Consider the following 22,501-nt stretch of genomic DNA (forward strand, 5'->3'; position numbering starts at 1 on the left):
ATTAATTTTAGTTATAAGCGCTTAACTTATTTCTTTTATAATGCTTATTATGCTAAAATAATTATTATGAAAAAACGTCGCGATATTACTTTAACTATAAATTAAATCTAATTCAAATGACTACAGAACTTATTATTAACAAAAATGATTACGAAACACGCATAATATTGATGGAAGAGGGGAAATTAGCCGAAATTTTCATTGAACGAGGCGAGGAAACTCCAAAACACGGAAACATATACAAGGGAAAGGTGATGCAGGTTCTTCCGGGGATTCAGGCGTCTTTCATCGATATAGGCTGGGAAAAATCGGCATTTTTATACGCCGGAGATTTTTACGAAATAGATGCCTTGGATTACGATTTTTTCGAACCGGCGGAAGGAGAACCGGTTGCCGGTGAACAACCGGAAAACGAAAATGCAGATAACAAAACACATTCTAAACGGAAAAAACCTAAAAAAAAGAGAACGGAGCTTCCGGATATAGACAAACTTATTAAAAAAAATCAAGAAATTCTTGTTCAAGTTGCCAAAGAACCGATTAAAACCAAGGGTGCACGCGTTACAAGCCACATATCCCTGCCCGGAAGATTTTTGGTATATATGCCGACATCCTCATCTATCGGAATTTCAAGAAAGATTAAAAGCGATAAAGAGAAAAAAAAGCTTAAAAACATCGTATTAAAATATAGGAGCGAGGGTACCGGATTTATCGTAAGAACGGCGGCGGAAAATGCTTCCGAGATCGATATCGAAAGAGACATTAGGTATCTTACGGGTTTATGGAATAATATTTATAACGAGCAGATTAATGCTAAGGCTCCAAAGCTTATTTTTAGAGACATAAGTATATCTTTGCGTGCTTTGAGAGATTTTCTGAACAAAAAAATCGACAAAATTTTAGTGGACGACGAGGAAGAATATAAAAAAATAATAGAATTTCTATCTATTCAGTCTCCAGAATACATAGACATAGTCGAACTATACAAAGATAAAAGCGGTATTCCAATATTTGACCGCTATAATATAGAAAAAGAAATTTCTAAATCATTGAATAAAAAGGTCTGGCTTAAGTCTGGTGGGCACATAGTAATAGACCATGCCGAGGCTTTGACCGCAATAGACGTTAATACCGGCAAATTTGTTGGAAAAAGAAACTTCGACGATACTATATTCAAGACAAATATAGAGGCTGCAAAAGAAATAGCCTATCAATTGAGGCTTAGAAACATCGGGGGTATCATAGTAATAGATTTTATCGATATGGCTGTGAAAGACCACAAAGAGAAGGTTTACAGGACATTAGAAAATGCCCTTAAAAACGACAGGGTCAAAACCACCATAAACAGAATAACGGAACTTGGGCTTGTCGAAATGACGAGAAAAAGGACGGGCAATAGCCTTATATCGACATTTTTGGATCAATGCCCCGCGTGTGAAGGCTCCGGTATGGTAAAATCCATGCAAACTGTTTCCTTCGAAGTATTAAGAGCGGTTTTCAACTACGCAAAAAGAACAAGAGCAAAAAAAATCAACGTAACCGTCCACCCAAGCGTTATGAATAAACTGTACGAAAACGAAAAAGAATTAAAAAAATTAGAAGAAAGGATTCATAAAACGATAAACATTAAAATGCAGGACGATTTTTACCCTGAATATTTTGAAATTTCATAAAACCTTAACTTAAGTTAAGCCGAATAGCTTAATGTTGATGTTTGACGCTTGTTTTACCGGTATTTTTACCTTTTTGACCGATAAATTTAAATACTATTTCTCCCTTTTTTATCATATTAAGCTCCTCTCTGGCCAAATCAGCTATATATTGTTTACTATATCTCAGCTTGTATATCCGCTTGCTCATCTTTTTATTGCTTTTTTTAATAACGGAAATCTCTTTATTCAGCGTTTGCCGTTCAAGCCTTAATTTGTAAACTTCAACCATGCCCTTAAGACTAAAAACCACGAACAAAACCAATAAAAAGGCGAAGATCAAACCCGCCATCAACCTAACTTTAAGATTTTTTCCCCTGTTTAATCTCATATCTAAAATATTTTTCTATCATTAAAGGGGCACAAAATTCACCACACATACTACATCCTGCAGCATCATCCCGATTTTTTGATTTAAATAACGCCCTTGAATATTCAGGGTCTATAGAATACCTAAATTGATTTTCCCAGTCCACATTCCTTCGCGCCTTCGATATATTTATGTCGTCTCCGATCTTTTTTAATTTTATCATATCCCCTATATGAGCGGCAATTTTAGCCGATTTAACACCTATCTCGACATCTTTTTCCGAAGGAAGACCTAAATGCTCTGCGGGGGTTACGTAGCACAAGAAATCGGCTCCGTAAGAAGACGACAAGGCGCCCCCTATTGCCGACGATATGTGATCGTAGCCGGCTGCAACATCCGTAACGAGCGGTCCGAGGACATAGAAGGGGGCATCAGCAGACATTTTCTTTTGAATTTTAACGTTGGCTTCTATCTCGTCTATAGGAATATGCCCCGGACCCTCGACAATGACCTGCACCCCATAATCCCTCGCTATATCGCAAAGTTCACAATTAATAATAAGCTCCTGCATGTAAGCCCTGTCAAAAGAATCGGCGATGGAACCGGCTCTCAGACCGTTTCCAAGGCTTAATACCGTATCGTATTTTTTTAATATCTTCAAGACATCCTCAAATCTTTCATATAAAGGATTCTCCTTATTGTTTTCCAGCATCCATGCTACTAAGTATGCACCCCCCTTAGAAACAAGACCCGCATATCTATATGACTGTTTCTTTAACCTCTCCAACGACATCAAATTCAAACCGGAATGAATCGCCATAAAGGAAATTCCGTCGGCACACTGTTTTTCAATAATATCAAAAACAAGATTTTCAGACATTTTTATAGGATTTTTATACCTGTCTATAGCTTCTCTAAATGCCTGATAGAGAGGAACCGTACCGACCGGCAGTGTAGTATTGTTCAGTATCTCCCTGCGTATGATATCTATATCTCCCCCGACACTCAATTCCATTAAGGTATCGGCTCCGGCATTTTCGGCGATTATCGCCTTCCTAATTTCCTCGTCCGGATTTATATGATTAGTGGATGTCCCGATACTTGCATTTATCTTTGTAGTCATATCTTTGCCTATTCCTACAAATCTATCCCTATCTTTATTATGAAGAATGACGGCCTTTCCGTTGACGATGTTATTTTCGAGATTTTCTTTGCCAATGTTCTCTTTATTTGAGACATAATCTGCCCCCACACTACGAATACCGCTAACTGCATATTCCTTTTCCGTCATATAATTATTTCTCCTTTTCCTTTAAAAGACCTCATGATCCTACGATTTTCTTGCGCTATCCAAAAAATTTTTAGCCAACAGTTTGTTAGAAAAAAATGATAAATGAATATAACTTCCTATGGCATTTAAAATGTTATAACCCTCAGACTTAAACCTTCCGGGACTGTTTAGTCTCTCATATTCCAACACCTTTTTATAATCCCTTTTATTATCATCGCTTCCGTCGATATTTATAAGCTTTGAATAATGAAATTCGTGACCGTTGGCCATTAAACCCGATTCACCGAAGAATGTTTTTTCTTTGAACCTTATCGTCCTATATCCCAAGGAAAGTCGAGCGTTATCCAATGATGCCTCTAACGGAAACACCCCCGTCATATCAAAACTTTTATGTTTATAAGTAATTTTTTCGCATAAATACATTAATCCACCGCATTCAGCATATATTATACCATTATTTTCAAAAAATTTATAAATTTCCCCAATTATTGCTCTATTCTCGGCTAAATCCCGGGCATAAATCTCCGGATAACCGCCGCCTATATAAACAGCTTTTACCCCCTTTGGCAAAGCCTTGTCTCTACACGGACTAAAAAAGACGATTTCGGCTCCAAAACTTTTCAATATCTCCATATTAAAGTTATAATAAAAAAAGAAGGCTTTGTCCTGCGCAACGGCAATTTTAATTTTTTTATAAATAGGCGCGTTTTTTTTATTTCTACGTGATTCAGATATCCTTTTTCTGTGATTAGAAAATAAGTCGTTAAAACCGTTAGAATTTTCTTTAAGGGTTTTTATTAAAAGGTCTAATTTTATATTTTTAAAAACGGCTCTTTTAATGTCTTCGGCAATTTTTTCTAATCTCATCTTGCCGCTTTTGCCGTCGGGTATTATTAGGCCAAGGTGTCTTTCTTTAATGGAAAAAACGGATTCGTTATTCAAAATATAGCCGAAAACCTCGACACCAGAAATATTTTTCTTAATCTCTTCGGATATTATTTCATAATGCCTTTCCGAGGATATATTGTTCAAAATTACTCCGCAAACATTTACGCCTTTTTTATATCTTTTAAGCCCGAAAACTAACGAAGCCATAGTGGACGAAATTCTTTTAGAATCCATTACCAACACGACCGGCAGTTTAAACTTTTTCGCTATCTCATAAGAATTTCCGTCGTAAAGGCCCATGGCGCTTTCTACCACAAACACTTTTTCCGTCTCACGTGTATTCTCATTGCCATCATTTTCGCTTAGAAACCATTCCGTTAAGTATTTATTCGGTATAAGAAACGGGTCCAAATTTTTTACGTCTAAATTTAAGACTCTCGCCAACACGGCAGGGTCTATAAAATCCGGACCGGTTTTGTATATGTTTAAAGAATAACCTAAATCTCTAAGCATTTTAGAAAAAGCCAGCGTTACCGTGGATTTTCCGGAAGAGGACCTATCCGACGCAAAGTAAACGGAAAACACAAACAAACCCTCCGTGAATAATCAAATATTTAAAGTATTTTTAAAATATTCCGTGAAGCCCGCTAAGCGCTATCAAATAAACAACCTCTGATATTTTTACGGTAAATCCCAGTATATCCCCGTTCACGCCTCCGAACCTTCCGGCAAAATAAAATGCAATTAAAAGCATAACAAAAACCGTTATAAATAAAGAAAAAACACCGATAATATGCAGAAAAAGGTAAATTGTTATAAAAGTCAAAATAGAGGCCGCAATAAATGACGTCTTGCCCGTCGCTTTAGTAAAAACGGCGCCTATGCCGTTAAAGTTATCGGGGGTATCGGAAAAATAAGACATCGTAACTATAGAATACCTGCCGACTACCGGAAACGTAATCAGGGATAGATATATAAAATTAACGTCGGCGTTAGAAATCAACGACCACATTATCAGAACGTAAAAAATTACCGCCGTATTTCCTGCAATTCCGGCGTTAACGTCTTTCATTGCCTCATAGAATCTTGTTTTATCGCCGCTTTTCAAAAACGCAAAAAGACCATCCATCGTATCGGATAGACCGTCAAAATGAAGTCCGCCCGTAATAACGTAAAGAAAAATAATAGATATTAAAACCGCCGGTGCCTCCGGCAAAAACTTATCGAAAATATAAAAAACAGCTGCTAAGGCAATACCTATAAATAATCCGACTAATGGAAAATATTTGATTGATTTTTTAAGACTATCCTCATATGAATAGGAATCGCCATAAATATTATTATTCTTTCCTTTAGATTTAAATATAGTTAAAAAATTTACGGCTTCCGATAAACCGCTTAATATAAACATATTTTTCTATTTATTAAGTTCAGGAGCAAAAACATCAGCCTCACCAAACGTAAGCATATTATTATACACATCTAAAGCAATCTCTATTATTTTCATTGCAATAGCCGCCCCGGTTCCTTCGCCGAGCCTCATTGATAAATCCAATATAGGGGTTTTATTGATGAGATTGGCTGCCGCCATATGCCCTTTTTCTTTAGAAAGATGCCCTAAAAACATATAATGCCGAACATCCGGGTTAATATTTAAAGCAATTAGAGCGGCGGCAGTGGAAATAAACCCATCCACTACGACCGGAACCCTATTAACGGCACATCCCAATATAAAACCTGCGATTTCTCCTATTTCCAATCCACCGACACCGGCCAAAACATCAATAGGATCGCCGCCGTCTAATATATTTACTCTGATTGCCTTTTCTATAATTCTTGCTTTTTTGTCTATTATTTTTGCATCTACACCCGTCCCTCTGCCGCAAACAAGTTTAGGGGACTTTTTAGAGTAAAAACATGTTATCGCGGAAGCCGACGTCGTATTTCCTATGCCCATATCCCCCGTTGCACAAATATCCGCACCTTTTCCCTTTACGATATCGGATATCTCTATGCCTTTAATAAGAGACATTAAAGCATCGTCATAATTCATAGCCCTACTTTTAAATATATTATTCGTTCCCGCCCTGACCTTTTCGTTTATAAAAATACCGGATAAAAATGCTTCCGAAGCTAATACCTTTAAATCGGTGGACATTCCGGCATCCACGACTATAACGTCAGCACCTACGGAATTTGCTATCGCATTAATCGCCGCCCCTCCGCTTAAAAAATTTTTCACCATTTGAACGGTAACATCTTGCTTAAACAGACTGACGCCCTCTTCGACTACTCCGTGATCTCCGGCAAAAACGCAAATAAATTTATTATGCAACTGCGGCCTTTCTTTCCCTGTGATTGCTATAATATCTTTTGTAAATTCCTCTAATCTGCCTAAACTTCCTACCGGCTTAATAAGCTTATTAAGCCTATGTTCCGCAATCTTATAAAATTTATCTTTATCGACGGGTTTTATCGAGTTTGTAATAGAAAATAAACGATCTTTATCGGTCATACGCACCCCTTCCCTTTTTTTTATAAAGATATTTTTGTTTTTTATTATAGATTAGATTTTAAGAAAAAGAAAGGTCGTAATTTTATTTCAAAGAGACCGGATTTCCGGCAATGACACAGTATGCCTCGTCGGATACAGAGGAAAGCTCCTGCTCCATTAAACCGTTCAGTTCTATAAATTTTCTGAGATAGGCATCCGCAGGTACCATGTTAAACCCAAGTGAATCCGATACCGTAATGACAGCGCATTTAATTCCTTTAAAATATTTAGAAAGCATTAAGATGTTTTCGGCGGCAACATCATAATCGGATAAACCTTTAAAGATCGACGATAGCCACAGAGTCATAGAATCTATGAGAATAATGCCGTCTCTGTCGGCTAAATACCGACAAATGCCCTTAATTTCCTCATTTAAATCATTAAAATTTTCATGAACGACAAAAACACCCTGCCTCTTTTTTTTGTGTTTTTTAATTTTCAACGTCATTTCTTCGTCTATAAAATCTGTTCTCGTTTCCGTGTGGACAGCAACCGGGGGATTATCTTTTTTATCATCGCCGGCCACAAACTTTGCCGTTGCAACAAAATGAACGGGATTATAGGACAACTCCGCCAAACTGCCCGAGTCGCAAGAATCTTCGGAATGCCCTGTGCCTATCAAACCGCCACCTACGGAAATTATATTCCCCTTATAAATAGAAACCGCTTGCCTTTCGGCAAAACCCGACTTTCCGGAAGATATACCGCCTGTTATAAAAATCTTAGGCATATTTTTTGTTTTACTCATTTTATCTATTCCATTTAACGTTTAAATATCGATAAAATATCAAGCCAAAAGTTTTTTGAATTCTTTCTCGTTTAAAGGCTTAGAAAACAGAAAACCCTGAATATAATCACAGCCGAGTCTCTTTAACAATGTCAGCTGGTCCTCCGTTTCCACGCCCTCCGCTATGGATTTCATATTGAGCTTTTTTGAAAGATAAATTATAGTTTCAACTATATATCTCGAGTGGTTTTCCGTTAGCATCTTTCTTACAAACGAAATATCTATTTTTAAATTGTCGAACGGAAGATCTGCCAGATACGAAAGAGATGAATATCCCGTACCGAAATCGTCTATCGAAAGATTGAATCCGGATTCTTTTAAAAAATTTAAAATCATGATAGAGTACTCGAAATTTTCAATAAATGTTCTTTCCACTATCTCAAAAGTCAAAAACTTGGGATCTATTTTACTTTTATTCATGATAGCCGTAATATTGTCCTTAAAATGCGCGTTCTTAAAACTTACGGGCGAGATATTTACGGACATTGGGACAACGTTTAAACCCTCATCCGTCCATTGTTTCATTTTAGAAGCTAATTCGCCTATTATCCAGCTTTCCGTCTCCGTAATCATCCCGCTCTGTTCTAAAAAAGGTATGAATTTCATCGGAGGAACTATTCTGTCGGGTCTTTTCCACCTAAGAAGCGCCTCCGCTCCCTTAATGGAGTGTGTTTGCGTATCAAAGTAAGGCTGGTAATGCAGAATAAACTCTTTTTTTGCCACAGCTTCCCTGAGTCCGTTTCTTAATTCGACTTTCTTTCGAGCATATTCCTCAAATTCTTTTTTGAAAAATCCGACCGTATTCCCTTCTTTTCTTCTGACATTGAGCAGTGCCGCTTCTGCTTTACTAAAAATATCCTGAGACTTTTCGGCATCTTTCGGATATAAGGATATTCCGGCATTGAAGGATATACTTATCTTTTTATCCTGACATATGTATGGTTCGCCGAGAATTGCAAGAATTCTGTTAACTATATGCAGGGCGTCTTCTTCATAATTTAAATTTTTTAAAAAAACGGCAAATTTATCGGCTTCCCATTTTGCCAAAATATCGTAATTCTTTATAATATTTTTCATTCTGCCGGCCATTTCTTTCATAATTTTATTGCCTACTTCAAAATCGAAAGCAGAATTTATAAAGGAGAAATTAACCGGATTTATTATTATAAAAGCAGATGCCGCACCGGAATAAGTAGAATTTTTAATAAATGCCTCTACGCTTTCCGATAAAAATCTTTTATTGGGTAAACCCGTAAGGACATCAAAATGCAATAATTTCTCTACCGTTTCTTCGACTTTTATCTCTGAAGTAATATCCTTTCCTATTAATATGTAGTATTCTATTTCACCCTTTATGTTAAAGGGCGTTATAGTCGTATATCCGTAAACATCTCTGTTATCCTTAGTCTTGTATAGAAAAATATCGGTTAGAGTCTCGCCGGATAAGAGTGTGCCGAGAAACTTTTTTTCGAATCCTTTTTTTCCTGATCCTCCTTTTAAAATTTTTGCATAATGTTCGCCTATAAGTTCGCTTTCGGAATAACCGAATATTTTGTATGTGCTTTCATTAGAATATAGCAGAGTAAAGTATTTATCGGTAATAATGATAAAATCGAATCCTGAATTTAATGCAACCGACGTCATAGAATGCCATTTGTCGTTATCTATCTTATCTAATGCATAATTAATATCCGTCATTATTTCTCTCAACAAATTATAGGTATCCTTTTTAAAAAATCCTCTCTTGTCCGAACATAAGTTCAAAACTCCTATGGTTTTATTTTTCTTTATTATAGGTATCGTGGCACTCGAAAAATAGCCTCTTTTTGTATGCTCATCTCTCCACGGCAACGTTGTCGGATTCTTTAAAGTATCGTTGTCAATCATTATTTTTGTATTTAAAAAAGACCTTGCCAACTGCCCCCTCCTTCCCTCCGGAGTGTTCAAATACATTTTTAGGTAATCTATATAACTGCTTTTGCGGTATGAAAATGTAGATTTTAAGTTCATATCGGAATCGAAAAGAATTATCAGGGAATCCTTAAACAGCCCCCTTTCTACTATCTTATTGCACATATCGAAAAACAGGGAATCATCGTCGTTTGCCCTTACTATAATCTGATTCACTTCCGAAAGGGTCGCATACAATGTACGTACGGAATTTATCTTTTCCTCTTGTTCTTTTTGTTTGGAGATATCTAAGATAATGACGAAACCTGCAGGTTTACCCATATAAGTAACGGTATAGGCAAAAACAATAGAATGTTTCAGTGTACCGTCTTTCGCTACTAATGCATGCCTTAGCTGTTCTGCAGCAAAAACCTCTCCCTTCATTCTTTTTTCAAACAGCTCTTTCACTTTGGGCTTATATTCATCTGCAACGATATCGACGGGGGTCATGTTCTTTAGTTCATCCTCCGAATACCCTATCAAATTTCTAAATATTTCATTCGAAAGTATTATGCTGCCGTTGTTTTGATATAAAAGAACCCCGAATATCGTTGAATTCATCAGGGCATCCAATAGCCCTTTCGTATTTTTCATATTATGCCTAATAATATATGAATGAATATATACACCGTTGGATTATACAATATTTCTATAAATAATAAAATATAAATCAAAAAAACGAAAATACGGCGTTATTTTATGTCGTCAACCCTTAATTTGCCGCAACACCATTATTAAATGCCCTATTGTTTTTATAACATAGAAATCCCAATAGCCTTCAGCGGTCGGGTATCACGAGCAAGCTTATGATTTGCAAGATATTGCGGTAAGAAGTTCTTGCCTGAGGGTCATTTCTTTAAATCATTTATGGATAGAATGTACAATATAAGCAATCTTTCATCCGTTAACGGCGTCAAAATAAAAAGGTTTACTTATTACAACTTTAACTGGTAGGCGCGGGCGGTCTCGAACCGCCGGCTTCCACCGTGTGAAGGTGGCACTCTAACCCCTGAGTTACGCGCCTTTAATGCTCTTGATATCAACTTACATAGGCAAGAGACAATAAATTTAATTTACCATTTAGTTTAATAGGGTATGTCAAAAATGTCAATAAGAATGAGGCATACGGTCAGGTCTATAAATGCGGCAAGGGCGGTGTGTAATTCTGTATTTCCGGTCTTACATTCGGAGCAATTAAATTTTCTCGCATTAAGAGGCTTTTTAACGTACCTATTCACTTAAGGACGGATAAATATCGCGCTGATCGGTTATCTCGTTTACAGGCCGACCCTTTCTCCGGTTTACAACTCCTAATTCAGCTCTATTTTCGTTGTCGGAACCCATTTGTTCAGATAATCTTCTTTGAAGTTTTGCTATTTTATTACTTTTTACATACCCTTTCCGTTCGGGTAAGAGGGCATTCTGTCGCACAAACCTCATTCTGTTATTATGAGCATTATAGCTTAATCAGCGGTATTCGGAAGGATTCTTGACAAAAACATGCTGAATCGGGAATTAAGATAACCTCCCCGATTCAGCATTAAATAACTAAATTAAAATGCAAATGCAAGTCCCGTACCTAACGTATTATCCTGAGATTTGTTGGTGAACAAATATTCAAGATAGATATGTGCATTGTATGCGAGGTTATATTCTGCAAGAAGAGCAACCTCGTTTTTTATACCCTCATTAGTACAACCGTTGCTGACTTTCTTATAAGTTCCGCTCTGATATAAATTTGCGTCTGCACACGAAGAACTTATCTTTCCGCCACTTAAAAACGCCTCCTGTAAATCCTTATGCGTCCAACGATATTGAGCATACTGGGCTGCAAACATCAAACCATGTCCAATCTGAGGAAATAAATAACGTCCGTAAATCTCCACCGCAGAATATCCATTACTGGAGCTTGTATTGCCGATAATACCACCGGCTGCATTCGTAAGACTAGTCGAAACAGCAGACGGATTTCCGTAAGGATGACCATCACTCTGGACCATGTATGTCGCTCCAAGTTCATATATATCGTTTGCAAGGTCGACATCAAAACCGTTGTCGGTTATGCGGTTGGTCCATGAACCCTGTGCCGGAATACTACCCTTAACTTTATTTAAGGCAAGCGGTTCTGCTATCGTTGCGCCGTAGTAACCAAATTCTAATTGCCCCATAGAGGTCGGGTAATATTCCTTAAGCTGATAGGAATACTCCATTGCATTGGAAGCGCCGTTAGCGTTTGCATTGACGGAGGAAGCTCCTGCATCGTTCGTTACCGTTACTTTATACCACAGATGATACCCGGGTGTTCCGTAAACTTCAAATCCACTCGGCTGCACGTTTATTAAATTGCCCCCTTCACTGCTAAAGCCTACATTTAAAGGCTGAATAGCAGGAACATAGACATTGAATGCAAACTGCTTGTCGAAATAAGGCGCAGCAGTGTTAGGCATTCCGATTTTTAAGTTTACCAAATTGGAAGGTACTCCGAAACCGGAGCCGATTCCGTTTAAAGATGCCCATATCTGAGCAACACTGAAAGGCATACCTGGTCCGACGTTATTCATATCGAAAAAAGATAAAGAGTTGGCGAACGGCGTATAAAGCTTATACGACCCGCCTGCATCTATCATCGACATATTTGAAAATGCATCGGTTGCAGAGTTTACGTTCTCATTGGTATAGTGCTGATAGGTAACCCATGTAGAAATAGAGATAGGGACCGGCCACGGATTAGGCAGACTAAGTCCTTGTGTAATCTGCGTAGCATCCGCAGGGGTTCCGTTTGTATCCGGAAGCCTGAATCCGTTTCTCCAAAATGCCCTGCCGAACGGATTTAAGTTTGGAAATACCGTGTGACAAACTGCGCATGAAAAATGGTACTTTTGAGCAAAAGCAGGAATTGCGTTTGCTTGTTTCGGTGCTGCCGCGAAAGAAAACGTCAGAATAAACAACGCAATTACAGCTACTATTAATTTTTTCTTCATAACTTTCCCCTCTCTTAAAGTTAAAACCAATGTTAAAAATTAATAAAATAAACCTGAAAAACTAATGAATACTATCCCCGAGTCGAACGAATCGGGAAAAATAAGTTTTGATTCCTCTTCCTTTTTTCACCTCCTTGATATTATTTTAAAATTTTATACTGCTCAATGCAAAGTATTCTATTATATAAATTATTATATATCTAAATTACTCTTTGTCAATACTTAAAAAAAATTTGTTAAAACTTACCCTTAAATTACCCGACTTTATCTTTATATATAATACCGACCGTTTTAGGCCTAAGCTTAACGCTTGACACAATTATAATACCTGTTTATATACTATGTCAATATTTTTTTATGTTGTTTTTTACGCAAATTATATATTTAGGCGAGTTTATTTCATGAAGCGGGGACTCATGCCCTGTTCTTTTTGCAGTAATTTTTCTAATCTCAAGCAACGCTCTTATTGAAAAAAATAAAAGCGGGAGGGGAGGATAGGAGAGCCCGCCCGCTTTTATTTTTGTTTATCGCTTAATCCTTTCAGCCATGAACTCAACCCGTTCAGATTAGAATGCGAAGTCGAGACCGGTTCCGAGTGAATTATCCTGCGATTTATTGGTCGCAAAGTATTCAACATACAAATGCGCGTTATAAGCCAGATTGAGCCATACGGAAACATCGAAAGCATCTTTTATGCCTTCATTGAGGCAACCGGCGTTGTTATTGTAAACCCCCGATTGATAGAGGTTGCCATTCGCCGGACACGCGGCGGTGTTACCGTTAAAACCTTCTTGTAAATCCTTATGATTCCAAGAATACTGAGCATAATCGACACTCAACATGACCCCGTTGCCGAGAAAAAGTTTCGGAAAAAGATATCTGCCGTATAACTCAAATGTCGAATAGCCGTTGCTTGAAGCAGTGTTTCCTACTACTGCCCCTCTAAGCGTAATGGGAGTCGAAGCAACAGACGGATTCCCATAAGGATGACTATCGTTCTGGGTCATATACATTGCACCCACTTCGTATATATTGTTTGCAAGGTCGGCATCAAAGCCGTTAACTAATATGCGGTTGGTATAACCTGCCGCTCCGCCCATAGGCTCAGCAATAGTTGCGCCATAGTAACCAAATTCTAATTGTCCTGCTGAAATCGGGGCTATCTCTCTTAACTGATAGGAATACTCCATTGCATTGGAAGCGCCGTTAGCGTTTGCATTGACGGCGGAAGCTCCGGCGTCGTTCGTTACCGTTACTTTATACCACAGATGATACCCGGGTGTTCCGTAAATATCTAACCCTGCGTTTCTAGCATGAATTAATGCACCCGACTCGCCGTCATTGCCGACTGCAAGGCCTTGTCCGTTTTGAACGGGACCATCGCCGACGAGATAGAAGGGTGCCTGTCTGTAAAAATAAGGGCTTGCCGTCGTTACCTGCCCGATCTTGAGGTTAAGCAGATTAGGGGCAATTCCAAACCCGCTTCCTATTCCATTAATGGAAGCGACAACCTGTTTTTGAGCTAGAGGACTGTCTCCATAATGGACGTAAAACGAAACAGAATTGGCAAACGGGGTATAGAGCTTAAATGCGCCTGCGGCTACTATGTCGGCGCCTGCGCTAAACCCGTCCGTTTGAGGGCTTACGTTCTCATTCGTATAGTGCTGATATTGAATAGCCGGCTCAATCATTATAGGGACCGGCCACGGATTAGGCAGACTAAGTCCTTGTGTAATCTGCGTAGCATCCGCAGGGGTTCCGTTTGTATCCGGAAGCCTGAATCCGTTTCTCCAAAATGCCCTGCCGAACGGATTTAAGTTTGGAAATACCGTGTGACAAACTGCGCATGAAAAATGGTACTTTTGAGCAAAAGCAGGAATTGCGTTTGCTTGTTTCGGTGCTGCCGCGAAAGAAAACGTCAGAATAAACAACGCAATTACAGCTACTATTAATTTTTTCTTCATAACTTTCCCCTCTCTTAAAGTTAAAACCAATGTTAAAAATTAATAAAATAAACCTGAAAAACTAATGAATACTATCCCCGAGTCGAACGAATCGGGAAAAATAAGTTTTGATTCCTCTTCCTTTTTTCACCTCCTTGATATTATTTTAAAATTTTATACTGCTCAATGCGGAGAATACGTTATATATTTAAATCATTTTTTGTTATAATTTACAATACAATTATCATTTTTTATCACTATAATATAATATCGGCAGCTTTAGGATTAAGCTTAATACTTGCTCTAATTATAATACCTGTTTATATACTATGTCAATATTTTTTTATATTGTTTTAACTATTAAAATAACTATTATTAAATAAATTTAATTTTACCTATTGTTCGGCAAGAAAATGTGATAAATCATGTCAAATTATTACGTCAAGGACAAGCGGATACGAAAGGCATTAAAACCTTTAAATATAGCGATGATAAAATTATCCTAAAGCTGAAGATATATTGGCGGATTCAAGAAGATTGTTGAAGGTATTTCTGGATCTCGCGATTAAAGAAGCGGGATGAAGATGTAATGTTAAGATAATATTTTTACGTTATTTTTTCACGTAAACTATATATTCCGGAGGATTTACTTCATAAGACAGGAATTCATGCCCCATTTTTCTGCAGTAGCTTTTTAAATCTTCGATAATGCCCTCATCCGAGGATATAACCTTTAGGACGGAGGCATCGGGTATATTTTTGAACTCCTCCGTAACTTTTACAATCGGCATCGGGCAGGACAGGCCGAAAGTGTCAAGCTCATAATCATACTTAATGTCATTCATAGATGCAACCCTCCTTTTTTAATGATTGACCATCCATTCATGCTAATATAATACATTAGGCATGTTCTGACAAATCATGCCCATCTTCGTCGTGTTCCGGCGTTTCCACCTTACCTATGGGTCCCTTACCCTCCTTCCTCGCCCTGTAATCCTCTATGGCAAGATGAAGTGCATCGGCGGCAAGGTTAGAGCAGTGCATCTTGACCGGAGGCAATCCGTCTAAAGCCTCTGCTACAGCCGCATTAGACACTCTTTCAGCATCTTCGAGCGTCTTTCCCTTGACAAGTTCCGTTACCATAGAGCTAGTCGCTATAGCAGCTCCGCAACCAAATGTTTTAAACTTAACGTCGTCTATTTTATCGTCTTTAACCTTTATATATATTTTCATTATGTCGCCGCAGGTCGGGTTTCCCAGCTCTCCTACACCGTCGGCGTCTTCAATCTCTCCCACATTTCTTGGATTTTGAAAATGCTCCATAACTTTTTCTGAATATACTGGCATAATATTTTACCTCCGGATTCTTTTATTTGTTATTTCTATTTGTATTATATAACGGTGACATCTGCCTCAATTTTTTGACTATCGGAGGCAGCTCCTTAACAAAATATTCGGCATCTTCAAGTGTATTGTCCTCGCCTAAAGATATGAGCAGCGAACCTTGCGCAAGCGCCGGGTCAACCCCTATAGCATTTAGCACGTGAGACGATTTTAAAATCTTAGACGTGCAGGCGGAACCGCTTGCCGTCATAATTCCGTTGTTATTGAGCCACATGAGCATGGACTCTCCCTCGATATATTTGACTACGAAGTTTAAATTATTCGGAAGCCTATGCTCCGGATGACCGTTTAAATATACCTCGTCAAGACTACCGAGTACCCCGTCTTTAATTGCTTTTTGAATGGGCAGAAGATGTGCCGTTCTGTCTTTAAGCTCTTTTTTTGCAAGCTCGCATGCAACGCCTACTCCGGCTATGGCGGGGACGTTCTCCGTACCCGCTCTTCTTCCAAACTCCTGAATACCGCCATCTATTAGGGGCATTATGCGAATGCCTTTTTTGAGGTAAAAAAGCCCCGTCCCTTTCGGTCCGTAAAACCTGTGCGGTGAAGCGGAAAGCATATCCACACCCATGTCTTTCACGTCCGTTTCTATAAAGCCGCAGGACGTGTTGGCATCGGCATGCATGTATGCAGCAGAATTTTCGTGAACTATTTTGGAAATTTCTTTAATATCCTGAATGGTGCCGATTTCGTTTGAGGCGTGCGTTATACTGACAAGTATCGTATCTTTTCTCAGCGCATTTTTTACATCCCCCGGATCAACCGAACCATATTTATCCACGGAAACTTCACTAAATTCGAAACCGAGCCTTGACAGGGATTTAATGGCATTTAAAACGCTAAAATGCTCTATTTTAGAAACGATTATATGTTTGCCTTTATCCATTCTGGCAAAAGCCGTTCCTTTAATCGCTAAATTATTAGACTCCGAACCGCTTCCGGTAAATATTACCTCGTTAATAGCTGCGTTCAAAAGCTCCGCAGACTGATTTCTCGCCTTGCCGAGCGTCTCCCTTGGCTCGTCTCCGAGCGCATGAATACTCTGGGGATTGCCGTATTCGTCAATAAAAAACGACTCCATAGCCTCTTTAACTTCCGGCCTCATCCTCGTTGCTGCAAAATGGTCGAAATTTCTTATTTTCACCCTTGCCTCCCAATCTAAAATAGACTAACGCTTATTATCCCTTCTTATTTTTATTATTTTGTTATTATCATCGCCGTATTACATAGTAAAGTAAAACATACTTTACTAAATTAGTCAAGTATTATTGGAAAAAAATTTACGTGAAAATTAATTGTGTAATATAAAAAATATCCGATTTTTTTTCTGCAACATAAGGCAATCTATTCATGATTGCTATGCGGAAAATCAATCGGATATTTTTTTCTTTTTCTTTTAATATTATTACTTTAACGAATTCAAATAAGACGCAAGATATAATAATTCTTTTTTAGAAAGCATTTTGTGGTCCGGCATAATCGCCATATATGATTTGCCGTTAACCTTTACTATGGAACCCGGTTTAAAATGCTTTGAAGGTGTTGCAATCTGAACTTCAAGCCATTTAATAGAGTGATTCGCCAAACCTTCTTTGGAAAGATTCGGACCTATATTGCCGCCCTTTTTCCCTATGGCATGACATGCAAAGCAATCAATGCCCGCTTTATGCGAATAAATGAGTTCGTTGCCCAGTTGCGCTGCGGACAGTTTAACCGGAGCCGTAACGGCATGAACGGTAATATAACCTAAAACTATAACAAGAACGATAAAAATAACTATAAATCCTGTTTTCATAATCCCCCCTCTTAAATTAATTTAAATTTACTTAATAATTATCGGTTTAGGCATTAACTTATAATATAATTAAGCATACAGTATGCGGTCAATTATGTCAGTAATCAAATTTTAGCAAAGAATTAATACCGTAAGGCTTTAACTTTTCTCTGCCTTTTAAAAATGATAGTTCCGCCAAAAAAACGGTGTCCACGACCTCTGCACCGAATTCCGTTATAAGATTGATAGTGGCAAGCGCCGTCCCGCCGGTTGCAAGAACATCATCCGCTATTATAACCCTATCGCCTTTTTTTAGTGCATCTTTGTGAATTTCGAGGGTTGCACTTCCGTATTCAAGGTCGTAACTGGAAGAACTGCACTCATAAGGGAGCTTCCCTGGTTTTCTGACCATTATCACTCCGGCGCCGAGTCTATAGGCAAGTGCAGTTCCTATTACGAACCCCCTAGCCTCTATGCAAACGACATAATTAATATTTTCACATATATAACCGTTGACTAAACCGTCCACTGCAAACGCGAAAGCCTTCGGATTTGCGAGAAGCGGGGTTATATCCTTGAAATTAATTCCCTTTTTCGGAAAATCCGGAATTTCCCTTATAAACTCTTTTAAGTCAGATATTGTCATGTTGCCGCAGCCTCCATATTGCTTTGATTTTTTTTCTTAATTGTAAATTATAAAATAGTTGTTATTTTATGTCAATAATACATCTTTAGGAAAGCTATTTATAAAGCCCCAGCCTTAGCTTAATCACTCCGAAAAATGCCTCAAAAATAATACTGTTGGACATTTTAGATTTGCCCATAGTCCTTTCGTAAAATATTATGGGGTATTCGGTAAAGCTGCAACCTGTCCCCCTTATCATTCTATATTTCATTTCTATCTGAAAAGCATAGCCCCTTGAGTGTACACCGCTTAAATTAATCTTTTTAAGACAGTTTACGTCGTACATATTGAAACCGCCGGTTAAATCGTCTACTTTAACACCCGTAACAAACGAGGCATAAATATTTGCAAAATATGAAATTAAAAGCCTCTTCATGCTCCAATTTATTATCCTTATCCCCCCCCTATACCTCGAACCTACTACCATTCCGCACTTCTTGGTATTCATAAGCCTTATAAAACCGATAATCTCCGCAGGGTCATGAGAAAAGTCGCAATCCATTGTAATCACGTAATCGAAACCATTGGATACGGCAAACCTGAATGCCGCGACATAAGCGGTTCCGAGTCCCATTTTCTCCTCCCGTTCAATAAGGAATAGACTGTGTTTATACTCCGACGGCAATGCTTCGCCGGTCATTCCGTCGTTTTTTCCGTTCATAAATTCCCTGACTATCTCACGCGTCCCGTCCGGCGAGTTGTCATCTGTTATGACAAGGCTTATTCCTATGCCGAACTCTTTTACGACCTCATCATCGTTCAAGCGTAAGACCGATTTTATCATTCTTTCGATATTGTCTCTTTCATTATATGTGGGAATAGCTATGAGTATTTTCATCAATACGTTCTACTTTTAGACGTTAATTGTTTAATACTTTTTTTCGCATTAAAATCTTTCATTAAATACAGATAATAAACCCTTATCAACCTGAGATTAATGTAAATATCAAGTCTCCCTATTTTTTTTATGGATTTAAAGTCTTTTTCGTAAACATCTGTCGGATTTATCATATATTTGTTATCCATTATGAAAATAGCATTTTCTCCATTGATTTTATTCAAATTCTGCCATAAATCATACTGATTTAAAAAATCTGATATATTGTAAATATTTACTGCCGGCTTATAATCTCCGTAATATACGAGTTCATCGGCAATAGCATAATGATGAGTCAAAATAAAGAGCGGACTATACGTTGTTTTATAACCCTTATAAACCATGTTCAAATATTTGGCGCTCTTTTTCCATCCGAACAAGTCGTCCGTTATATTCGCAGTTTTGGGTTTTCCAGGAATATGCGGTATCAATGCAAATACTCCGCCCTTTTTAAGCTGCTTTTCCTTATCTATATATTTTATGATTTTCCCAACGGGTATAGAATTGTAATATATCTGATTATATAAAACGAAAAATAGAAAAAAACCGAAAAATATCGAAAAATATATGTAATACTTTAGTAAAAAGTTTTTCTTTTTAATAAGTAAATCCGCCGTGTATCCCATAATAGGAAATGCCGCCAGATAGCCGATATCCGGCCAGTGAACGAGCGTCCTATGGGAATAACCGTTTACGATAAAAAATAATAAAATCGGCAAGGATAAAGAAACGGAATATAAAAAACCTTCGCGTATATCTTGAAAATTAGCAGAAAAAGAGGAGTCGGAATCAAATTTAAGCCTTTTTTTGCCCAGAATAAGCCTTAACGAATATGCGAATACCCCTATTAAATATATATATATGAACGGAGTAATTACTAAAAACTGCCCCGCCCACCCATCAATAAACAGGGGGAAACCCGGATTAGGATGTGAAAAACCGTGAAAAAGTTGAAATTTAAACGATATGAAATTATGCATAAAATTCCAGTATATTACGGGAGAAAAAACAAGCAGGGCAATGCCGAGAGCCGCATAAGGATAAAACGTTTTTAATAAACCCCTGTGTTTTTTAGAAAAGATCAAATATAATAAAACTGAGACAGGGATCAAGGCGGCAGTATATTTGCTTAAAAACGCAAGACCCAGAAACAGACCGGAAAGTATCCAGAACAGATTAAATCCCAACCCCCTATTCTTGTATTCGACCGCTTTATAAAACGATATTAAAAAACATAAATAGAAAAATAAGAGGGAGGCATCCGGCAATATCATGACTGATAAAACCGAATTGAATATCAATGCCGATAAGAAGAACAAAAAAGCGAAAAAAGATGCCCTTTTGCTTTTAAAAAGCACCTGCGACAGATAATATATCAAAAAACCGTCGAAGAAAGACATAACAACGGCCCCGAGTCTGACGCTAAGTTCGCTTTTTCCAAAAACTCCGGTAAAAATATAAATAATGTAGCTTACTAACGGCGCATCGTCAAGATAACCGAGAGACTGCTTCAGCGACCATACGTAATAGTGTGCCTCGTCGTTTCCAAAATTAAGAGTAGATGCAAGATGAACGTGGACTATAAAGACAAGTATGGATAATACGGCAACATAAATCTCATATTTATATTTGTCGTATATATTCCCGTAAACAGATCCGATATTGTCAGTTATATTATTATTTATTATATGCTTCAATTATACCCTTCATTACCGCGTTAAATCTTTCTCCAAGCTCAAGCGATGCGTCTACTGTTATTAACAACGGACGGTCATCGTTTACAGACTCTGCTATCCCACTTTTAGCCCCATATATTTCACACTCGCTATTCAAGGGTTCCTCTAAAATCCTTTTTTGATTAAGATAAATACGGACGTCAGCCTCTGAATAATCTTTTTCCGCCGTAGCATTATCCGGCTCAAACCTATTGGTTAGTCTACTCAATATGATTTTCTCTCTGTCATTGTATATTTTAGAATATACGAATATAAAAATACAGTCTTTTTTTTCGAAACTCTTTATTATTTTTTCTCTGTGCGCCCGCTTTAAAAACGTTGCATCGAATATAATGCTTTTTCCGGACTCGAACCATCTCAAGCCTTCTTCAATCATAGACCGATAAACGCGTTCGCTCGCGCGCCTACCATATTTGAATATATTATCTGTAAAACCGTAAATATCGCACCTCATCTCATCGGACGATAAAACCTGCGCGTAAAAATAGCGAGAGAGAAGGCTCGAGAGCGAAGATTTGCCGCTGCCGGAAAGACCGCAGTTTAGTATCACCGTCGGTTTTTTTAAAAGCTTGCAATAAAACCCGGCCAAATTAAAATACTTTAAGGCATCACTCGATTTATCGGATAAAAGGGCTATTTTCGTCCTGACTACGGCCCTGTAAGTCTTAAAAAACGGAATAACCGTCGGTTCGTATACTTCATAACCGGCTATAAACTTCTTATAATTAAAACATTTTTTATAATAGTCTAAAAAAACCGAAGATTCATAAAAAAAACCGTTATTTTCAAAATCCATAAGCAAAAAGGCAATATCCAAATATAGATCCTGATTCCTGTACCGTTCGTCAAATTCTACGCAGTCCATTAAGCATATACCGTTGACTCTTCCGGCATCTATTACGGCAACATGCTCCATCCTTAAATCGCCGTGAACGTCTTTTATAAAACCGTTTTCTATCCTCGATTTAATAAATTCGCCGAACATTTTACTCTGCAAGAAACCGTTACAAACAGATTTTATATCGTCTAATTTAGGGATAAAGACGCCGGCTTTAACGAATCCTTCTAATGCTCGAAAATTATCGCCCCAGTTTTCTTTGTAAACCTCTATACCGCCGAAACCCGAAATTCTTTTCGACGTTACCGCGCTTTCATGAAACAGGTATATTCTTTTTGCAACCCTTTTTAAAATGCCATCTATTTTATCGGCAGTCAAACCTTCATTCTTTACGATATTACTTAAAAAATTCTTTGAATTTACCAGATTCATTCTTACAAAAACATCTTTTAATACTCCACCCTTAAAACCAATGAAAAACTTACCCTTTTTTTGCCTCAACTCTTGTAAATCTAAATAAACGCCGGAACATGCCCTCCTATTTAAGGAAAGCTCCTTTCTTGCGTAAAAAATCCTCTTCTCAAGCGAAGTATAATCGACAAAACCGTAATCCACCGGTTTTTTTTGTTTGTAAACAAATTTTGAGGTTAAAAAAATACGGGATATATGCGTTTCTATTATACCGACGGTATCCGGCGGAACATATTCGTTTATCGACCCTATATTCCCGTCTTCACCGGATCGGCGGAGAGAGGCACAGCGGCTATTATGCAT

General features: G+C 37.9%; 19 protein-coding genes and 1 tRNA gene. 1 reads left to right on the forward strand and 19 read right to left on the reverse strand.

Annotation, left to right across the window (positions count from 1 at the left end):
* Positions 1-116 precede the first annotated feature (116 nt).
* Positions 117-1,673: an Rne/Rng family ribonuclease gene (locus ACMCNP_RS01785; RefSeq protein WP_419313002.1), complete on the forward strand. Its 1,557-nt coding sequence runs from the start codon at positions 117-119 to the stop codon at positions 1,671-1,673.
* A 28-nt stretch (positions 1,674-1,701) separates the two neighbouring features.
* Here ACMCNP_RS01785 and ACMCNP_RS01790 read toward each other — a convergent pair whose 3' ends face one another.
* The 19 genes from ACMCNP_RS01790 to ACMCNP_RS01880 form a co-directional block, all read right to left on the reverse strand.
* Positions 1,702-2,001: an FtsB family cell division protein gene (locus ACMCNP_RS01790; RefSeq protein WP_419313005.1), complete on the reverse strand. Its 300-nt coding sequence runs from the start codon at positions 1,999-2,001 to the stop codon at positions 1,702-1,704.
* Between the two features lie 10 nt (positions 2,002-2,011).
* Positions 2,012-3,310, reverse strand: coding sequence for a phosphomethylpyrimidine synthase ThiC (thiC, locus tag ACMCNP_RS01795; protein WP_419313007.1), 1,299 nt, complete (start codon positions 3,308-3,310; stop codon positions 2,012-2,014).
* Between the two features lie 39 nt (positions 3,311-3,349).
* Positions 3,350-4,783, reverse strand: a complete 1,434-nt coding sequence (locus ACMCNP_RS01800) for a cobyrinic acid a,c-diamide synthase CobB (protein WP_419313010.1) — start codon at positions 4,781-4,783, stop codon at positions 3,350-3,352.
* Positions 4,784-4,823: 40 nt separating this feature from the next.
* On the reverse strand, positions 4,824-5,609 hold the full coding sequence (cobS, locus tag ACMCNP_RS01805) for an adenosylcobinamide-GDP ribazoletransferase (protein ID WP_419313012.1): 786 nt from the start codon (positions 5,607-5,609) through the stop codon (positions 4,824-4,826).
* Between the two features lie 6 nt (positions 5,610-5,615).
* Entirely contained in the window at positions 5,616-6,713 is a 1,098-nt protein-coding gene (gene cobT / locus ACMCNP_RS01810) for a nicotinate-nucleotide--dimethylbenzimidazole phosphoribosyltransferase (protein ID WP_419313014.1), read from the reverse strand.
* Positions 6,714-6,795: 82 nt separating this feature from the next.
* A complete protein-coding gene (locus ACMCNP_RS01815) occupies positions 6,796-7,500 on the reverse strand; it encodes a bifunctional adenosylcobinamide kinase/adenosylcobinamide-phosphate guanylyltransferase (protein WP_419313017.1) in 705 nt (234 codons plus the stop codon).
* 39 nt (positions 7,501-7,539) lie between these two features.
* Entirely contained in the window at positions 7,540-10,083 is a 2,544-nt protein-coding gene (locus ACMCNP_RS01820) for an EAL domain-containing protein (RefSeq protein ID WP_419313020.1), read from the reverse strand.
* Between the two features lie 354 nt (positions 10,084-10,437).
* Positions 10,438-10,513: transfer RNA gene (locus ACMCNP_RS01825), tRNA-Val, on the reverse strand.
* Between the two features lie 206 nt (positions 10,514-10,719).
* Entirely contained in the window at positions 10,720-10,920 is a 201-nt protein-coding gene (locus ACMCNP_RS01830) for a hypothetical protein (protein ID WP_419313023.1), read from the reverse strand.
* A gap of 122 nt (positions 10,921-11,042) precedes the next feature.
* A complete protein-coding gene (locus ACMCNP_RS01835; RefSeq protein ID WP_419313026.1) occupies positions 11,043-12,470 on the reverse strand; it encodes a hypothetical protein in 1,428 nt (475 codons plus the stop codon).
* Between the two features lie 566 nt (positions 12,471-13,036).
* A complete protein-coding gene (locus tag ACMCNP_RS01840; protein ID WP_419313028.1) occupies positions 13,037-14,434 on the reverse strand; it encodes a hypothetical protein in 1,398 nt (465 codons plus the stop codon).
* Between the two features lie 590 nt (positions 14,435-15,024).
* Positions 15,025-15,258 carry a sulfurtransferase TusA family protein gene (locus ACMCNP_RS01845; protein WP_419313031.1) on the reverse strand — a complete coding sequence of 78 codons (234 nt, stop codon included), beginning with the start codon at positions 15,256-15,258 and terminating at the stop codon, positions 15,025-15,027.
* Between the two features lie 55 nt (positions 15,259-15,313).
* Positions 15,314-15,760 (reverse strand): Fe-S cluster assembly scaffold protein NifU, encoded by a 447-nt coding sequence (gene nifU, locus ACMCNP_RS01850; protein ID WP_419313033.1) that lies wholly within the window; start codon positions 15,758-15,760, stop codon positions 15,314-15,316.
* Positions 15,761-15,782: 22 nt separating this feature from the next.
* The gene (locus ACMCNP_RS01855; RefSeq protein ID WP_419313035.1) at positions 15,783-16,961 is read right to left on the reverse strand and encodes a cysteine desulfurase family protein; all 1,179 of its coding nucleotides are present in this window, start codon (positions 16,959-16,961) and stop codon (positions 15,783-15,785) included.
* Between the two features lie 261 nt (positions 16,962-17,222).
* Positions 17,223-17,612, reverse strand: coding sequence for a c-type cytochrome (locus ACMCNP_RS01860; RefSeq protein WP_419313038.1), 390 nt, complete (start codon positions 17,610-17,612; stop codon positions 17,223-17,225).
* 97 nt (positions 17,613-17,709) lie between these two features.
* Positions 17,710-18,231: an adenine phosphoribosyltransferase gene (locus tag ACMCNP_RS01865; RefSeq protein ID WP_419314341.1), complete on the reverse strand. Its 522-nt coding sequence runs from the start codon at positions 18,229-18,231 to the stop codon at positions 17,710-17,712.
* Positions 18,232-18,331: 100 nt separating this feature from the next.
* On the reverse strand, positions 18,332-19,114 hold the full coding sequence (locus ACMCNP_RS01870) for a polyprenol monophosphomannose synthase (RefSeq protein WP_419313041.1): 783 nt from the start codon (positions 19,112-19,114) through the stop codon (positions 18,332-18,334).
* Positions 19,114-20,850 carry a glycosyltransferase family 39 protein gene (locus ACMCNP_RS01875; protein WP_419313044.1) on the reverse strand — a complete coding sequence of 579 codons (1,737 nt, stop codon included), beginning with the start codon at positions 20,848-20,850 and terminating at the stop codon, positions 19,114-19,116. The genes ACMCNP_RS01870 and ACMCNP_RS01875 overlap by 1 nt, the downstream gene beginning before the upstream one ends.
* Positions 20,831-22,501, reverse strand: a complete 1,671-nt coding sequence (locus tag ACMCNP_RS01880) for a bifunctional aminoglycoside phosphotransferase/ATP-binding protein (RefSeq protein ID WP_419313047.1) — start codon at positions 22,499-22,501, stop codon at positions 20,831-20,833. The genes ACMCNP_RS01875 and ACMCNP_RS01880 overlap by 20 nt, the downstream gene beginning before the upstream one ends.

Source organism: Candidatus Acidulodesulfobacterium sp. H_13 (assembly GCF_048541835.1).
Lineage (GTDB): Bacteria > SZUA-79 > SZUA-79 > Acidulodesulfobacterales > Acidulodesulfobacteraceae > QIJE01.

What these genes read in the sequence shown, in the direction of transcription:
- ACMCNP_RS01785 (WP_419313002.1), top strand. Translation starts at nt 117, where the DNA reads ATGACTACAGAACTTATTATTAACAAAAATGATTACGAAACACGCATA.
- ACMCNP_RS01790 (WP_419313005.1), bottom strand. Translation starts at nt 2,001, where the DNA reads ATGGCGGGTTTGATCTTCGCCTTTTTATTGGTTTTGTTCGTGGTTTTT.
- thiC (WP_419313007.1), bottom strand. Translation starts at nt 3,310, where the DNA reads ATGACGGAAAAGGAATATGCAGTTAGCGGTATTCGTAGTGTGGGGGCA.
- cobS (WP_419313012.1), bottom strand. Translation starts at nt 5,609, where the DNA reads ATGTTTATATTAAGCGGTTTATCGGAAGCCGTAAATTTTTTAACTATA.
- cobT (WP_419313014.1), bottom strand. Translation starts at nt 6,713, where the DNA reads ATGACCGATAAAGATCGTTTATTTTCTATTACAAACTCGATAAAACCC.
- ACMCNP_RS01815 (WP_419313017.1), bottom strand. Translation starts at nt 7,500, where the DNA reads ATGAGTAAAACAAAAAATATGCCTAAGATTTTTATAACAGGCGGTATA.
- ACMCNP_RS01820 (WP_419313020.1), bottom strand. Translation starts at nt 10,083, where the DNA reads ATGAAAAATACGAAAGGGCTATTGGATGCCCTGATGAATTCAACGATA.
- ACMCNP_RS01835 (WP_419313026.1), bottom strand. Translation starts at nt 12,470, where the DNA reads ATGAAGAAAAAATTAATAGTAGCTGTAATTGCGTTGTTTATTCTGACG.
- ACMCNP_RS01840 (WP_419313028.1), bottom strand. Translation starts at nt 14,434, where the DNA reads ATGAAGAAAAAATTAATAGTAGCTGTAATTGCGTTGTTTATTCTGACG.
- ACMCNP_RS01845 (WP_419313031.1), bottom strand. Translation starts at nt 15,258, where the DNA reads ATGAATGACATTAAGTATGATTATGAGCTTGACACTTTCGGCCTGTCC.
- nifU (WP_419313033.1), bottom strand. Translation starts at nt 15,760, where the DNA reads ATGCCAGTATATTCAGAAAAAGTTATGGAGCATTTTCAAAATCCAAGA.
- ACMCNP_RS01860 (WP_419313038.1), bottom strand. Translation starts at nt 17,612, where the DNA reads ATGAAAACAGGATTTATAGTTATTTTTATCGTTCTTGTTATAGTTTTA.
- ACMCNP_RS01870 (WP_419313041.1), bottom strand. Translation starts at nt 19,114, where the DNA reads ATGAAAATACTCATAGCTATTCCCACATATAATGAAAGAGACAATATC.
- ACMCNP_RS01880 (WP_419313047.1), bottom strand. Translation starts at nt 22,501, where the DNA reads ATGCATAATAGCCGCTGTGCCTCTCTCCGCCGATCCGGTGAAGACGGG.